The sequence below is a fragment of the Bifidobacterium sp. LH_419 genome (assembly GCF_056356955.1).
The window spans coordinates 373692-388614 of the sequence record NZ_JBKEVG010000001.1 but is presented as its reverse complement, the minus strand read 5'-3'; the positions used below and the strand labels follow the sequence as shown (position 1 = coordinate 388614).

At 66.4% G+C, this 14923-nt stretch carries 13 protein-coding genes; 7 read left to right on the top strand and 6 right to left on the bottom strand.

Going from position 1 to position 14923, the window contains the following annotated elements:
* Nucleotides 1–59: 59 nt before the first annotated feature.
* From AC1AYX_RS01890 to AC1AYX_RS01870, 5 genes are all read left to right on the top strand, one after another.
* Nucleotides 60–929 carry a DUF3710 domain-containing protein gene (locus AC1AYX_RS01890; RefSeq protein ID WP_476501900.1) on the top strand — a complete coding sequence of 290 codons (870 nt, stop codon included), beginning with the start codon at nucleotides 60–62 and terminating at the stop codon, nucleotides 927–929.
* 13 nt (nucleotides 930–942) lie between these two features.
* Entirely contained in the window at nucleotides 943–1671 is a 729-nt protein-coding gene (locus AC1AYX_RS01885; RefSeq protein ID WP_476501899.1) for a DUF3159 domain-containing protein, read from the top strand.
* Between the two features lie 60 nt (nucleotides 1672–1731).
* The gene (locus tag AC1AYX_RS01880) at nucleotides 1732–3003 is read left to right on the top strand and encodes a class I SAM-dependent RNA methyltransferase (protein WP_476501898.1); all 1272 of its coding nucleotides are present in this window, start codon (nucleotides 1732–1734) and stop codon (nucleotides 3001–3003) included.
* The gene (locus tag AC1AYX_RS01875; RefSeq protein WP_476501897.1) at nucleotides 3000–3653 is read left to right on the top strand and encodes a type 1 periplasmic-binding domain-containing protein; all 654 of its coding nucleotides are present in this window, start codon (nucleotides 3000–3002) and stop codon (nucleotides 3651–3653) included. The genes AC1AYX_RS01880 and AC1AYX_RS01875 overlap by 4 nt, the downstream gene beginning before the upstream one ends.
* A 464-nt stretch (nucleotides 3654–4117) precedes the next feature.
* The gene (locus tag AC1AYX_RS01870; protein WP_476501896.1) at nucleotides 4118–4378 is read left to right on the top strand and encodes a hypothetical protein; all 261 of its coding nucleotides are present in this window, start codon (nucleotides 4118–4120) and stop codon (nucleotides 4376–4378) included.
* A gap of 60 nt (nucleotides 4379–4438) precedes the next feature.
* Here the strand turns inward: AC1AYX_RS01870 and AC1AYX_RS01865 are convergent, their stop codons facing one another.
* The 5 genes from AC1AYX_RS01865 to AC1AYX_RS01845 form a co-directional block, all read right to left on the bottom strand.
* Nucleotides 4439–4699 carry a DUF4160 domain-containing protein gene (locus AC1AYX_RS01865; protein ID WP_476502030.1) on the bottom strand — a complete coding sequence of 87 codons (261 nt, stop codon included), beginning with the start codon at nucleotides 4697–4699 and terminating at the stop codon, nucleotides 4439–4441.
* A gap of 13 nt (nucleotides 4700–4712) precedes the next feature.
* A complete protein-coding gene (locus tag AC1AYX_RS01860; protein WP_034530146.1) occupies nucleotides 4713–4946 on the bottom strand; it encodes a DUF7723 family protein in 234 nt (77 codons plus the stop codon).
* Nucleotides 4939–5421, bottom strand: coding sequence for a DUF7724 family protein (locus AC1AYX_RS01855; RefSeq protein ID WP_476501895.1), 483 nt, complete (start codon nucleotides 5419–5421; stop codon nucleotides 4939–4941). Before AC1AYX_RS01855 ends, AC1AYX_RS01860 begins: the two co-directional genes overlap by 8 nt.
* Nucleotides 5399–6007, bottom strand: coding sequence for a hypothetical protein (locus tag AC1AYX_RS01850; RefSeq protein ID WP_476501894.1), 609 nt, complete (start codon nucleotides 6005–6007; stop codon nucleotides 5399–5401). The genes AC1AYX_RS01855 and AC1AYX_RS01850 overlap by 23 nt, the downstream gene beginning before the upstream one ends.
* A 203-nt stretch (nucleotides 6008–6210) precedes the next feature.
* Nucleotides 6211–7038 carry an aldo/keto reductase gene (locus tag AC1AYX_RS01845; RefSeq protein ID WP_476501893.1) on the bottom strand — a complete coding sequence of 276 codons (828 nt, stop codon included), beginning with the start codon at nucleotides 7036–7038 and terminating at the stop codon, nucleotides 6211–6213.
* A 125-nt stretch (nucleotides 7039–7163) separates the two neighbouring features.
* On the opposite strand from AC1AYX_RS01845, the gene AC1AYX_RS01840 reads away from it, so the two are divergent.
* Together AC1AYX_RS01840 and acnA are read left to right on the top strand one after the other, a co-directional pair.
* On the top strand, nucleotides 7164–9776 hold the full coding sequence (locus AC1AYX_RS01840) for an HAD-IC family P-type ATPase (protein ID WP_476501892.1): 2613 nt from the start codon (nucleotides 7164–7166) through the stop codon (nucleotides 9774–9776).
* A gap of 139 nt (nucleotides 9777–9915) precedes the next feature.
* Nucleotides 9916–12618 carry an aconitate hydratase AcnA gene (acnA, locus tag AC1AYX_RS01835; protein ID WP_476501891.1) on the top strand — a complete coding sequence of 901 codons (2703 nt, stop codon included), beginning with the start codon at nucleotides 9916–9918 and terminating at the stop codon, nucleotides 12616–12618.
* 117 nt (nucleotides 12619–12735) lie between these two features.
* Here acnA and AC1AYX_RS01830 read toward each other — a convergent pair whose 3' ends face one another.
* Entirely contained in the window at nucleotides 12736–14844 is a 2109-nt protein-coding gene (locus AC1AYX_RS01830; RefSeq protein WP_476501890.1) for a GmrSD restriction endonuclease domain-containing protein, read from the bottom strand.
* Between the last annotated feature and the right edge of the window lie 79 nt (nucleotides 14845–14923).

Below are 14923 nucleotides of genomic sequence, written 5' to 3'. Positions count from 1 at the left end.
AAGGTGTTAGGCTTAACAGGGTCGCAACCGTAAAGAACGTAGCAACGAAACGAGGAACCATGGGACTGTTCGGATTCGGCAAGAAGAAGGACAAGGCCGCGAAGGCCGCCGTCGAGACCGAGGACGAGGACGCGAAGGCCGCCGCGGCCGCGAACGCCGCCGCCAAGGCCGACAGCGAGACCGCCGAGGAGACGGCCGCCGCGGCCCTGCCGGAGGCGAGCAGCGAATACGCGGGACGCGGCGAGGAACGCGGCCCGTGGGACGTGGACGACGAGGACGTGCCCGACTACGACGACTACCTCGACCTCGGCGCCTACTACCTGCCGTTCATGCAGCACATCGAGCTGCGCATCAAGGCGAACCGCGCCACCCGCGCCATCCTCGGCTCCACCATCACCTACAAGAACTCCAGCCTGGAGATCGAGGCGTACGCCGCGCCGAAGACTCTCGGCCTGTGGGAGGATTGGCGCGACGACTTCCTCGCCGCCAACAAGAAGGCCTCCGCCGTCGAAGGCGTGTTCGGTACCGAGCTGCGCCTGCCCGTCGAGATCAAGGGCGGCAAGACCCTCACCACGCGCATCGTCGGCGTGGACGGCCCCCGCTGGATGCTGCGCGGCATCTTCTCCGGCGTGGCCGCCACCGATCCGGACGCCGAGGAGACCGAGGCGCTGAACCGCTTCTTCTCCGACATCGTCGTCGAGCGCGGCGACGAGCCGCTCGCCCCGCGCGACCTCATCCCCATGCACCCGCCGGTCAGCCCGTCCGAGCGCCGGGCCGCGAAGGCCGCCGCCGAAGGCGAGACCGAAGCGCAGGGCAAGGATCACCTGAAGGACGTCCCCACCCGTCCGGACGGCCCGCTGAGCCAGGACCAGCAGACGGAGGTCAAGACCACGCTCTCGCGCGGCCCGATGTTCTCCGAAGTCCGCTGACGTGGGCGCGAACGTGGCCGATCCGAATCAGAGGAAGCGCACCGGTCTCGGCGCACTCGCCGGGGCCGGTGACCGTGCCGGCGACGGCGCGGGGGAGGACTTCTCCGTCATCGAGGCGATTGGCGGCCCGCGCGGCGTCGTCGAATCGATGCTGCCCGGCGTCGTGTTCGTCGTCCTGTTCATCGCGACGAACGACCTGAACCTCACCATCGGCGTGTCCGCCGCGCTGGCCGTCATCCAGGTGCTCGCGCGTCTCATCCAACGCCAATCGGTGATGGGCGCGCTGAGCGGCCTCATCGCCGTGGGCATCTGCCTCGTCTGGGCGTGGAAGAGCCACGAGGCCCGCAACTACTACATGCTGGGCTTCCTCACGAACGGCGTGTACGCGGCGCTGCTCGCCGTCTCGCTCGCCGCGCGCGTGCCCGGCCTCGGCCTCGTCATCGAATTCATCCGCCAGATGCCCACCGAACGGTTCCGCGCATGGTTCCACGACTGGATGGACGACAAGGCGCTGAAACGCGCGTACATGATCATCACCGCCCTGTGGCTGGGCCTGTTCGCCCTGCGCCTCGCCGTGCAGGTGCCGCTCTACATGACCGATCATGTGGCAGCGCTCGGCGTGACCCGTCTCCTCATGGGCATCCCGTTCTGGGCGCTCGCCATCTGGGTGAGCTACCTCGTCATCGCGACGCCCCTGCACCGCCACAAGGCGGCCGCACGCGCCCGCGAGGCGACCGAATAGACCGAATAGGTATCGAAAAACCGAAGACACAGCCGAAGAAGACACACCGAAAAGGAACCCATGGAAGCCGAAGTCCGCATCGAACGCTACGCCGACCAGGGCCGCTGCGTCGCCCACATCGACGGACGCGTCGTGTTCGTCCGTTTCGCCCTGCCCGGCGAGCATGTCCGCATCGCGCTCGACGAGCCGCACGACCGCGACGACCGGTTCTGGACCGGCGAGGTCGTCGAGGTCATCGAACCGAGCGACGACCGCGTCCCGCCCGCATGGCCGCTCGCCGGCCCGCTCGCCATGGGCGGCGGCGTCGGCGGCGCCGACCTCGTGCACGTCTCCCTGCCCGGCCAGCTCACGTGGAAGGCGGTCACCGTCTCCGAACAGCTGAGCCGGCTCGGCCATATCGACGTGGCCGTGCCCATCGAACGTGAGGACGGCGACGAGGCGCTCGGCGGCTTCCACTGGCGCACGCGCATCGAGATGATCGCCGACGAGGATGGCCGTCCGTCGATGCGCCGCCGCGGCACGCACGTGCGCGTCCCCCTCGACACGATGCCCCTCGCCACGACGACCCTGCTCGACGTGGCCGCCGGGCGGCACGTGTGGGACGGCGGCTTCGAACCCGGCTCGCAGATCCGACTCGCCGTGCCCGAACCGCGCGGAGGCGTCGCCATCCGCGACAATCACGCGATCCTCGTCGACGGCGAACTGACCGCCGGTTCGCGTGTGCTCAACGAGCAGGTCACGGTCGCCGGCACCACGTTCACCTACGAGGTCGACGCGAACGGATTCTGGCAGGTGCACCGCGAGGCGCCCGTCGCGCTTGCGAACCATGTGATCGACCTGGCGCGCCGCGAACTCGACGGTCGCGACGACGCCGTCATCTGGGACCTCTACTCCGGCTCCGGACTGTTCACGCTGCCGCTGGCGACGCTCGTCACCCCGCGCACGCGCATGTTCAGCGTCGAAGGCGGCCGCGACGCGGTCAAAAGCCAGCAGCGCAACCTGCGCCGCATGGACCTCGCGGACGTGGATGCGCGTTGCGGCGACGTCGCGCGCACGCTCGCGCACGTGCCCGCGCATCTCGCGAAGCCCGACTTCATCGTGCTCGACCCGCCGCGCGCCGGCGCCCGCGCCAAGGTGTGTCGTCAGATGGCCGAGGCGGGCGCACGCTCCATCATCTACATCGCATGCGATCCGACGTCGCTCGCGCGCGACACGGGCACGCTGCGCGGCCTCGGCTACGAGCTCGCCGACGTGCGCGCCTACGACATCTACCCGATGACCCACCACGTCGAGACCGTGGCACTGTTCCGCCGCGGAGGGGACGCCGCGTGACGGGGGGTGCCGCCTTGCGGCATACGGTGATCCAGACGGTTCGTGCCGTCGTATGCTCGTTGTGCGCCGTGGCGCTGCTGGTGCCGGCCGCGTGCGCGCCTCGCGGCACCGCGGTCGGCGACACGCAGGGCCACACGCCGTCCATCGCGCACGTCGGCACGGTACGCGACGACGCGGTGATCGGCGTCGTCGGCTCCGCCACGGCCGCCGCCGATTCGGTGGTGTTGGACGCGTTCGCCGACGCCGGATTGGAGGCCGTGTACGTGTCGGTGAAGGATTCCGGGGATTCCTCTGGGTCTTCCAGTTCCTCCGCTGGGTCCGGTTCCGATGATTCCGCGGCGGCCGCCGCCCGCGCCCAGCAGGGCGTGCGCGACATGGTCTCGCGCGTCGTGAACCTCATCATCATCGCCGACATCGACGTCACGGCCGACGCGGACGGCTGGAACTCCGCGTTGCGCGACGCCCGCGACGCCGGCATCCCCGTCGCGTTGCTCTCGCCCGTGCATGCGCCCGCCGACGAGCGTCTCTACGCCGCCACGCTCACCATCAACGACCGCGCCGCCGACGCCATCCCGATCGACGATGCCGCCATGACCATCCTCAACGACGAACCCCACGCCCGCCGGATCACCGTCAGCACGGTTCGGTAGGGGTAGGGGAGTCGGACGGCCAGGCTGCGCATCACATGCGTGCCGCCCGACTGCCATTCCTCTTGGCTCTTGCCATTCCACGTCGGTTCCGTGCCATGCTTGGCGCGGAACCGGCGCCGGGCATCCTCCAAGCGTCGTTTCCGTGCCACCCATAGCGCACTCCCGACGCTAAGAGCTCTTCCAGCGTCGTTTCCGCGCCAAGTTTGGCAGGCCGCCAACGCTCATGCCCCGTCAGAGTCAGGGTTGTGCCATCCTTGGCGCGCTTCCGACGCCAGCGGCCTCCCGAGCGTCGTTTCCGTGCCAAGCACCGCTCCCAAGCGACACCAATGGCACATCGACGACGCAGACATCACATCGATATGATGGGTCCGACTTGTGTGCGCATCTCCGTGTTCTTTCGGGTGTGCCAGGGTGAGGGTGATGACGGTGTGATGTCGGTCGCAAGCCGATAGGAGGAGTGCGTTATGAGTGTCGCCGCGAGGATGTTCGATGCGGGCGTCGACCCTGATGTGATTCGCGCGTACGCCGCGCTCGGCATTGATTTGGATCAGGCCATGACGTTCGTCGAATTCGCCGAGGTGATCGGCACCGTCATGCAGGAGGAGCTGGAGCGTTACGACGACGGCTCCGACGATGAGGCGTACGTGCTGCGGGGAGCTCACATCGGCCATTTCAAAGACGCCGTGAAGAACGGCGTCATGCAGCACATGCTGGAACGTTGGTAGAGCTCCTGCATAAAGGAAAGAATGAAAACGGAATACGCCCCGAATACTTGGCTATGGAACTCAGGAACGTCCATAGAAGTCCTCGGTGCTGTACTCCTTCCACTTGAGATACATCTCCCGATAGTTCTTCTTGATGAACTTCTGAATGATGGAGATCTCTTTCGCGGTGAGTCTGCCTTGGCGTTCCAAAGTGGTGTCGCCGTTGGCTTTTACGAAGAACTTCGCTGAACCGGATTCGGTAAGTTTGGTGTCGCTGGCGTGTACATGCATGCATTCGATAACACAGAATGAAGTGAAGTACAGATAGTATCCGGCGACCATGAATTGGAAGTACTTAGGCATGTTCCTCCTCTAGGAATTCCCGGTTGTTCCGGTAATACTCCTGGACGATGCCTGCTTCCATGTCGTCCATACTGGTTTCGAGTATGTTGCCGCCACGATCGAGTACGATGGCCGAGTCGGGGCTGTTGAGGTTCAGGACTTTGACATGTCCGTCTTCGGCGTTGGTGAATGCATAGCCATTGACGATCATTCCCGCAGTGCTGGCGATTGCCGCGATATCAGGCATGGGATATCCTCACTTTCTTGATCGGCTTGAGAAAACGGGCGGCGTCGATGTAAAGATTCGTAAGGATAGGCCCCAAATCGATGTATTCTTCCTCGGGCAGGGCATTGTGCTTGTATTTCGCTTCTACGACCAGATATCCGTCATCATCCCATTGTTTGATATCCGTGTATCGTTCCAGTGAGTAGGGGGCCCGGAAGCGTATGCGGTGACCGCCATATTCGAACACGGTGAAGCCGTTCTCCGTACTGAGATACGCCGTATCGTTTCCCGGTTCCAGATTGCATGCAGGTGGTGCGCACATGGTCGATTTCCTCCTTCCGGTACCTGCCGCGAAAGCGGTTCCGTGTCGTTTTCGATTATAGGCGGCGTAGGCTTGTGCCGTTTTCTGCCTGGGACGTGAAGGGGGCTGCCACGGAAAAGCGTGCGCGTGGAACGCGTTGAACTGAGACCCATCAACCTCGAAGGAGCCTGCCATCGGGGTCGAATGCGATCCATTGGCCGTCCGGATCCATCGCGACCGCCGGATGGGGGAACAATTGGTCGAACAGATCCGCGCGCCGTGCGAGACACGTCGCGATGTCGTCCGCGACGGGCCTGGTTCCTGTGAGACGTATGCGCGTGTCGTCCACCTCGAATCGGCCTATGGCCAGCGAACTGCCATCGAGCAGGGGCCAATCGAACGAACCGTGGGTGCCGCGCGTCCACAGGATCGTCGACGGTTTCGTCAATGCATGCGTGTCCCGGCTGTATTCGTCGTTCGGGTTCTTCGCTGTGGCGAACAGGGTGATGCGCAATGTCGACGCGTCCACTCCTACGAGGATGTCCGGCGTGCGAGTCTCCGGTTGTTCGATACGGTTCCAGACGACGGCGACGAGCGCGGGAACGATGATGACGATGCCGATACGCGCCATCCATATGCCGACGCCCGATCCGGGGACGAACGCCACGGCGAGAAGGCAGACGAAGAACATCGCCATGCCCGCCATACCACCATGCGACTGCTCGCCGCCCCACACCGACCGCGCCGGTTCCCGGCCGCCGTCAATCCATTCCGATTCCATACGCCCATTATTGCGCGCGAGTCCGAAGGCGGAAGTCAGGCAGAGTCGCCGCCATGTCCATTCCACCGGAAGAAAGCGGTTTCGGTAATGTCACATGTGTGGGGATGGACGTGTCGGTTGCTTGCTGGAATCGTCTTGTTTCCGCGGGACGATGGAAGCAAGACGATTCCGATGCTTATTGCTTAGATGCCACTCAGCCTAAATCAGAAATCGAAATTATCCGGGTCGGCGCCGTTGCGGCGGCCGGTCTCCAGGGCGCTGACGGCGGCCATGTCGGCGGCGGTCAGGTTGAAGTCGAACACGTCGAAGTTCTGGCGGATGCGTTCGGCGTGCGTGGACTTCGGCAGGACGACCACGCCGCGCTGGATGTGCCAGCGGATGACGACCTGCGCCGGCGACTTGCCGTACTTCGCGCCGATTTCGGCCAGACGCGGGTCGACGAGCAGCGTGCCGCCGGTGCCGCCGAGCGGGCTCCACGCCTCGACCGCGATGCCGAGGCCGTGCGCGAAGTCGACGAGCTCTTGGTTCGCGAACTGCGGAGACGATTCGATCTGGTCGGCCGCGGGCGTCACGTCGCTGTCCTCCAGCAGCTCCTCGAGATGATGGCGCTGGAAGTTGCTCACGCCGATCGCCTTCGCGCGTCCGGAGGCGTAGATCTCCTGCATGTCGCTCCACGCCTGTCGCCAGCCGTCGGCCGGCCAGTGGATGAGATACAGGTCGACGTAGTCGACGCCGAGACGGTCGAGGCTCTCGGCGAACGCGTCCTTCGCGCGGTGCGCGCGGATGTCGTCGTTCCACAGCTTCGTCGTGAGGAAGATGTCCCCGCGCGGCACGCCGGAACGGCGGATGCCCTCGCCCACGGACTCCTCGTTGCCGTAGATCCTCGCCGTGTCGATGTGACGGTAGCCGGCCTCGAGCGCCGCGGTGACCGCGTTCACCGTCGTGTCGCCGTCCGGCGTCTGGAACACGCCCAATCCCACCTGCGGGATGACCGTGCCGTTGTTCAATGTGATCGTCGACTGGATAGCCATGACGCTCCCTTCTCGCGCAATGATGCCGCAATGGTGCCGCAATGATGCCGCAATGATGCCGCAATGATGCCGCAATGATGCTGACGCAACCATTCTACGGAGCGACGCACGGTAGGGTAGTGGGCATGAGTGCGAATTCAGCGATTGGCGTGGGCGACGACGTGGACGAGACCGGTCTCACGGCCGCGGAGGTACGCGAACGCGTCACGGCCGGGGCAGTCAACAGGGTGAAGGACTCCACGTCGCGTTCGGTGAAGGACATCGTGCGCGCCAACGTGTTCACGCTGTTCAACGGGATCATCCTCGCGGCGATGATTCTCGTGCTCGCCACCGGATCGTGGAAGGACGCGGTCTTCGGCTTCGTCATCATCATCAACACGGGCATCGGCATCGTCACCGAACTGCGCGCGAAACGCACGCTCGACAGGCTCTCCATCCTCGTCGCTTCCGACTATCTCGTGCGCCGTGACGGACGCGACGTGACCGTGCCGCATGACGGCATCGTCATGGACGACCTGCTCTGGGTGCGTTCCGGCGAACAGGTGCCCGCCGACGCCGAGATCGTCCGCGACTGGGGATTGGAGCTCGACGAGTCGATGCTCACCGGCGAATCGCGCACCGTCCGCAAGCATGAGGGCGACGACGTCTACTCCGGCTCCACCGCCGTCTCCGGAATGGCGCTCGCGCGCGTCACCGCCGTCGGCGCGCGGTCGTATGCGGCCACGCTCACCGCGAAGGCCAAGGTGTACAAGAAGACCGTCTCCGACCTCAACAGGGGCATCAACACGATCCTCAAGTTCATGACGTTCCTCGTCGTGCCGTTGTGCGTGCTGCTCATCATCTCCCAGATCCACACGGTCGGCGGATGGTCGGTCGCGTTCGCCACCGGACAGTGGCGGCAGGCGGTCGTCTCCGCCGTCGCCGGTGTCGTCGGCATGATCCCCGAAGGACTCGTGCTGCTCACCTCGCTCAACTTCGCCGTCGCCGCGATACGCCTCGCACGGCACGAGACGCTCGTGCAGGAGCTGGAATCCGTGGAGACGCTGGCGCGCGTCGACTGCCTGAACCTCGACAAGACCGGCACGATCACCGACGGCGGCATCGCGCTCGACCGGGTGGTCATGCTGCGGGGCGGCGATGGCGGCGATGCGACGTCCGGGGAGCAGGAGACGACGCAGGCGCTCTACGATCTCGCGAACGAGGAGCAGCCGAATGCGACCGGCCGCGCCGTGCTCGACGGGCTTGGGGCGCGTGGGTACGCGCCGGGCGAGGTCGTCGCACGTGTGCCGTTCTCGTCGTCGCGCAAGTGGAGCGCGGTGACGGTCGCGGGCGGTGCGACATGGTATCTGGGGGCGCCGGAGGTGCTGTTGGCGGCGTTGGACGGCGACCACGCGGCGCTGCTGGAACGGGTCGAGACGATCGCGAAGGAGGGCAGCCGCGTGCTGCTCGTCGCGCGGGCGCGTGCAGACGGCCAAGGCGCGGCGTCCGGGGACTTGCCGGGATCTCTCCCTCAGTCGGCTGGCGCCGACAGCTCCCTCGTCAGAGGGAGCCAAGATGCAATCGCGCTCGACCGGCGCGCGGTGCCGGTGGCGCTGGTGGTGTGCTCGGAGCGGGTGCGCGATGACGCGGCAGCGACGCTCGCCTGGTTCCGCGAACAGGGCGTGCGATGCCGCGTCATCTCCGGCGACAATCCCGTCACCGTCGGCGCGATCGCGCGTAAGGTGCGGCTCGCCGGCGACCGGGATCCACGCATCATGGACGCGCGTCTGCTGCCCGACGATCCGGCCGAACTCGGCCGCGTCCTCGAAAACGTGGACGTGGTCGGCCGCGTTCTGCCCGACCAGAAGAAGTTCATCGTCGACGCGCTGCATGCGCGCGGCTACACGGTCGCGATGACCGGCGACGGCGTCAACGACGCGCTCGCCCTGAAGGAGGCGGACCTCGGCATCGCGATGGGCAACGCCGCGCCTGCCACCAAGGCCGTCGCCCAGGTCGTGCTCGTCGACTCGAAGTTCTCCCACCTGCCCGACGTGGTCGCCCGCGGACGGCAGGTCATGGCCAACATGGAACGCGTCGCCGGCCTGTTCCTCGTCAAGACCGTGTACTCGGCGCTCATCTCGCTCGGCGTGGTGCTCACGCAGATCCCATACCCGTACCTGCCGCGCCACATCACCTACATCGGCGCGCTCACCATCGGCATGCCGGCCTTCATCCTCGCGCTCGCGCCGAACACGCGCCGCTACATCCCCGGCTTCCTGAAGCGCGTCGTCGGATTCGCGCTGCCCGGCGGCATCGCCACCGCCCTGTCCGTGCTCATCACCGCATGGACGCTGCCGCGCATCATGGGCTGGGACGTGGCCGGCTCGGCGGCGGACCTCGCCTCGTTGCGCGCCACCGAGGCGATCGTCCTGTTCGTCATGGGCGTGTTCGTGCTCGCCCGCGTCGCACGCCCCCTGAACGGCTGGCGCGGCGCGCTCGTCGCCGTGTTCGCCGCAGCCGGCGTCATCGGCATGCTCATCCCGTTCGTCGCGCGCTTCTTCGCGCTCGTCGTCCCCACCGGCGCGCTCGTCGCGCCCACGCTGATCGCGCTCGCCGGCGCGACCGCCGTGTTCGCCGTATGCCTCGCCGCGGTGCCGTGGGCGTCGCGCACGGCACTCGGCAGGCTGTTCGGACGCGCCGCCGGAGACCGGGCGGACGCGCGTCCCGTCGGTCGCGCGGACCGTCGCGACGGAAAGTGAGCGTTCCCTCCGCACGTGCGCGGCGGGCGGCGTATTGTCTCACGTTTCAAGCCGACACGCCAGAGGGAAAGTTACGTTCCCGTACCATTTCGAGTGGATAATCGGCGACATCAAGCCGGTCCAATGATTCGGAGGAAGCATGTCCCTACGTGACGACCAACTGGCGACGCTCCACGCCGCCGGCAAGGATTTCGACTACTACAAGATCGCCGACCTCGACGGCGTCGACCACCTGCCCTACTCGCTGAAGGTGCTCGTGGAGAACCTGGTGCGCAACATCGACGGCGCCAACATCACCGACGACCACGTCAAGGCGCTCCTCGACTGGGATCCGGACGCCGAACCCAGCCACGAGATCCAGTTCACCCCCTCCCGCGTCGTCATGCAGGACTTCACCGGCGTGCCGTGCATCGTCGACCTCGCCACCATGCGCGACGCCGTGAAGAACCTCGGCGGCGACCCGGAGGTCATCAACCCGCAGGTCCAGTCCGACATGGTCATCGACCATTCCGTGCAGATCGACAAGTACGCGCTGCCCAACGCCGTCGAACTCAACATGGACATCGAATACCAGCGCAACGGCGAACGCTACCAGTTCCTGCGCTGGGGCCAGCAGGCGTTCCGCAACTTCCGCGTCGTGCCGCCGGGAACCGGCATCATCCACCAGGTCAACATCGAATACCTCGCCAAGGTCGTCATGACCAAGGCGGGGGAGCGCGGCCGCGAGCTCGCCTACCTCGACTCGTGCGTCGGCACCGACTCGCACACCACCACCGAAAACGGCCTCGGCGTGCTCGGCTGGGGCGTCGGCGGCATCGAGGCCGAGGCCGCCATGCTCGGCCAGCCGATCTCCATGCTCGTGCCGCGCGTCGTCGGCTTCAAGCTCACCGGCTCCATCCCCGAGGGCGTGACCGCCACCGACGTGGTGCTCACCATCACCGACATGCTGCGCAAGCACGGCGTCGTCGGCAAGTTCGTCGAATTCTACGGAGAGGGCATCGCCTCAGTGCCGCTCGCCAACCGCGCCACCATCGGCAACATGAGCCCCGAATTCGGCTCCACCTGCGGCATCTTCCCCATCGACGACGTCACGCTCGACTACCTGCGCCTGACCGGCCGTTCCGACGAGCAGGTCGCGCTCGTCGAGGCCTACGCGAAGGCCAACAAGCTGTGGGGCGACGCCAAGGACCCCGACTACGTCGAGCCGAAGTACTCCGAATACATGGAGCTCGACCTCGGGACCGTCGTGCCGTCCATCGCCGGCCCGAAGCGCCCGCAGGACCGCATCGTCCTGTCCGAGGCGAAGGAGACGTTCGAGAGGACGCTGCCCGCCTACGAGACCGAGAAGACCATCAAGGAGCCGGTGCCCGTCTCCACCGACTTCCGCGGCGACTTCAAGCTCAGCAACGGCGACGTGGCCATCGCCTCGATCACCAGCTGCACGAACACCTCCAACCCGTCCGTCATGGTCGCCGCCGGCCTCATCGCCCGCAACGCGCACCTCAAGGGTCTGAAGCCGAAGCCGTGGGTGAAGACCTCGCTCGCGCCCGGCTCGCAGGTCGTCGCCGACTATCTGAAGGCCGCCGGCCTCCAGGACGACCTCGACGCGCTCGGCTACGAGCTCGTCGGCTTCGGCTGCGCCACCTGCATCGGCAACTCCGGCCCGCTGCTGCCCGAGATCAGCGAGGCCATCAACGCGAACGACATGACCGTCACCGCCATGCTGTCCGGCAACCGCAACTTCGAAGGCCGCATCAGCCCGGACGTCAAGATGAACTACCTCGCCTCGCCGCCGCTCGTCATCGCCTATGCGCTCGCCGGCACGATGGACTTCGACTTCGAGTCGCAGCCGCTCGGCCAGGACGCGGACGGCGACGACGTGTATCTGAAGGACATCTGGCCGACCAACGAGGAGGTCGCCGCCGTGGTCAACGGCACGGTCAGCCGCGAGATGTTCCTCAAGGACTACGCCTCCGTGTTCGAGGGCGACCATCGCTGGAAGGGCCTCGACGTGCCCGAGGGCGAACTGTTCCAATGGGACCCGAAGTCCACGTACGTGCGTCGCCAGACGTTCTTCGACGGCATGAGCGCCGAGCCCGCCCCCGTGTCCGACATCCACGGCGCGCGCGTGCTCGCCCTGCTCGGCGACTCCGTCACCACCGACCACATCTCCCCGGCTGGCGCGTTCAAGGCGTCCAGCCCCGCCGGCAAGTACCTGACCGAGCGTGGCGTGGAGCCGAAGAACTTCAACTCCTACGGTTCGCGCCGCGGCAACCACGAGATCATGGTGCGCGGCACGTTCGGCAACATCCGCCTGCGCAACCTTCTGCTCGCCTCCACGGGCAATGAGGTCACGCCCGGCGGCTACACCTACGACTTCACCACCGGCAAGCCGTCCACGATCTTCGACGCGTCCCTCAACTACAAGGCCGAGGGCACGCCGCTCGTCGTGCTCGCCGGCAAGGAGTACGGCACCGGTTCCTCGCGCGACTGGGCCGCGAAGGGCACGCTGATGCTCGGCGTGAAGGCCGTCATCACCGAAAGCTTCGAACGCATCCACCGTTCGAACCTCATCGGTATGGGCGTGCTGCCGCTCCAGTTCCCCGAAGGCGAGTCCTACGCGTCGCTCGGCCTCGACGGCACCGAGACCTACGACATCGCCGGCGTCGATGAGCTCAACTCCGGCGTCACGCCGAAGACCGTGCACGTGACCGCCACGAAGGCCGACGGTTCGACGGTCGGATTCGACGCGGTCGTGCGCATCGACACGCCCGGCGAGGCCGACTACTACCGCAACGGCGGCATCCTCCAGTACGTGCTGAGGAACCTCATGCGCAAGTAGTCGGTGCATGGCCGGCCGCAAGGCGGAACGAGAGAAGGGGTCTGGAACGGTTGTGTTCCAGACCCCTTCTCTCGTATCGCACTACCCGACTGACCGTTTCCCGGCGCGTGCCGCGCGTCAGCCGGCCTGCTGGCGGTACTTCTTCCAGATCTCCGACAGTTTCATGCCGTCCGACGTGCGCTTCCACACGTCCAGGCCGCCGCTCGCCTTGCCGCCTGCCGCCGCCTTCGCCGCAGCCGTGGGGGAGGCGTGCTCGGAACCGTCGTCGAGACGGAATTTGCCGGTCTCGGTCACGGTCGCATACCAGCGTTCGCCCTTGCGCGGACGCTCCCAGACGAGCCTCTCGCCGGGGATGAGCAGCCCGGCCTTGACGACCTGACGGATGGTCACCCGCCGCGATCCGTGCGACGGCTTGGCCGCCGTGGCCTGGGCGAGCGCGTCGTTGTCCTGGCTGGTCAGATCCGTGTGGTTCTCGTCGTAGCGGATCTGCCAGTAGTCGGCGATGAGGCGGATCGTCTCCTCCTGACGGTGTTTGAGCATCGCCGGCGTGCACTCGTTGAAGTCCTTCAGCCCGTCGGTCAGCGGGAACCTGCGCGAGTCGGCGCGCATGAGGATCCGGTCGCGGCGCTGCATGTACTCGCCCATGCGGTCGAGCTGGTCGGGAGCGCCCTGGGCGAGCGCCATGTTGCCGAGACGGTACATCCAGTAATCGTGGTCGTCCTGCGACCAGTTCGCGAACGACGCGGAGCGTTCGATGTCCAACGGCATGACCGCCAGCGCGCTCAGACGGCGCGGGCGCGTCAGGTGCGCGCCCGCGGCCTGCTCGTTCGCGCGGATGAGCAGCAGGCGAATCAGCTCGTCGTCGCCCTGCATCTCGCTGTGCAGCCGGATCAGCGCGCCGGTGCGGTCGTCGGCCCTGACGGCCAGACCGCGCACCAGATTCGTCGGATACCCCTTGTCGAGGTCGCGGATCGCGGCCGTCATGTGGCCGCGACGCGTGAACGAGTCCACGCGGTTCAACGTGTCGACGCCGGTGATGCGTTCCAGCGCGGCGAGCACTTCATTGAGGCGGTGCGCATCATGGCCGCCGAGCGTCTTCACCGTCGCGTTCGCTCGTGCCGCGCGGCCGGCGCGCGACGCGAACGGCGACACGTCGGGGGAGCCGAGATGGCGATACGAGTGGACGAGCGTCCACATGGCGACGGCCTTCCACTCATGATTGCGGTAGTCGTTCAACGCCTCGAGCCGTGATTTCACCTCGTCGGGCAGCACGGTGTCGGGCGCGTGGGCGATGACCTGCCATGCAGCCGCATAGGGGGCGAGCGTCCCGTCGATGAACGCGGGCACGTCGCCCGCGTCGATGCGCGGCTGCAGCACGTCGGCGAGGAACTCCTCGATGAGCTTGTCGGTGGAATGCTTGTGCGTGAGGACCATGTGCAGCGTCGCGAAGAACTCCTCGGTGGACTGCGGGTCGTCGCCGAGCGGGTCCATGATGTCGTCCCAACGCGCGGCGTACGCGTCCATCTCCGCCGGCTTCAGCGCGGACGTGGCGCGCGCCTTGAACACGTCGGACGCGGTGAGCGGCAGTCCGCGCATGTTCATCACGTCGAAGATGCGGTGCGCGCCGTCCAGGTCGTCGGTGGTGACGATGACCAGCGTGACCATCTTGACCATGTACGAGGCGAACGCGCGACGCTCCTCCTCGCCCAGTGAGGACAGCTCGTCGTAGACGCGTTTCGTGTTGCGCGTGATGTTGCGTTGCGCCGCGGTCGTCCAGTCCTCGTCGCCCAGATCGAACAGCGCCTCCAGATTGCCTTCCTGCACGTATTCGCGGAAGAACGCGGCATCCCGTTCGCGCAGCGTGAGCCGCGGCTCGTTGACGATGCCGCGCAGCTTGTCGCCCGGATCGACGATGAGATGGTCGAGCAGGGTCATCCACTCGGGGTCGCGTTCCAGGTCGCGCAGCGCGGCGATGATGATCGACAGGGAGACGAGACGCTGCTGGCCGTCGATCACCTCGTAGCGGGGGCCGCCCTCGCGCACCAGGATGAGCGAGCCGAGGAAGTAGGGCGTCTCCGGCGTCTTGCACGCCTCCAGCAGATCGTTCACCAGCTGCAGGATGTTCTCGGGCTTCCAGATGTAGGCGCGCTGGAACGAGGGTATGAACAACCGGTAGTCCGGCGTGAACACATCACCCAGCGGCAGTTCCTTGGCGTTGATACCCATGTCATGTTCCTTCCGGCGTCTTCGGCCGGCCCCGCGAACCGCAGCGGAGCGTGACGACCCTATGCGTTTTTGTCACGTA

Excerpts from the sequence above, each read along its gene's own strand:
- AC1AYX_RS01855 (WP_476501895.1), bottom strand. The coding sequence starts at position 5,421 with ATGGCAGGCTCCTTCGAGGTTGATGGGTCTCAGTTCAACGCGTTCCAC.
- AC1AYX_RS01880 (WP_476501898.1), top strand. The coding sequence starts at position 1,732 with ATGGAAGCCGAAGTCCGCATCGAACGCTACGCCGACCAGGGCCGCTGC.
- AC1AYX_RS01845 (WP_476501893.1), bottom strand. The coding sequence starts at position 7,038 with ATGGCTATCCAGTCGACGATCACATTGAACAACGGCACGGTCATCCCG.
- AC1AYX_RS01850 (WP_476501894.1), bottom strand. The coding sequence starts at position 6,007 with ATGGAATCGGAATGGATTGACGGCGGCCGGGAACCGGCGCGGTCGGTG.
- AC1AYX_RS01840 (WP_476501892.1), top strand. The coding sequence starts at position 7,164 with ATGAGTGCGAATTCAGCGATTGGCGTGGGCGACGACGTGGACGAGACC.
- AC1AYX_RS01890 (WP_476501900.1), top strand. The coding sequence starts at position 60 with ATGGGACTGTTCGGATTCGGCAAGAAGAAGGACAAGGCCGCGAAGGCC.
- AC1AYX_RS01870 (WP_476501896.1), top strand. The coding sequence starts at position 4,118 with ATGAGTGTCGCCGCGAGGATGTTCGATGCGGGCGTCGACCCTGATGTG.
- AC1AYX_RS01830 (WP_476501890.1), bottom strand. The coding sequence starts at position 14,844 with ATGGGTATCAACGCCAAGGAACTGCCGCTGGGTGATGTGTTCACGCCG.
- AC1AYX_RS01865 (WP_476502030.1), bottom strand. The coding sequence starts at position 4,699 with ATGGTCGCCGGATACTATCTGTACTTCACTTCATTCTGTGTTATCGAA.
- acnA (WP_476501891.1), top strand. The coding sequence starts at position 9,916 with ATGTCCCTACGTGACGACCAACTGGCGACGCTCCACGCCGCCGGCAAG.
- AC1AYX_RS01860 (WP_034530146.1), bottom strand. The coding sequence starts at position 4,946 with ATGCCTGATATCGCGGCAATCGCCAGCACTGCGGGAATGATCGTCAAT.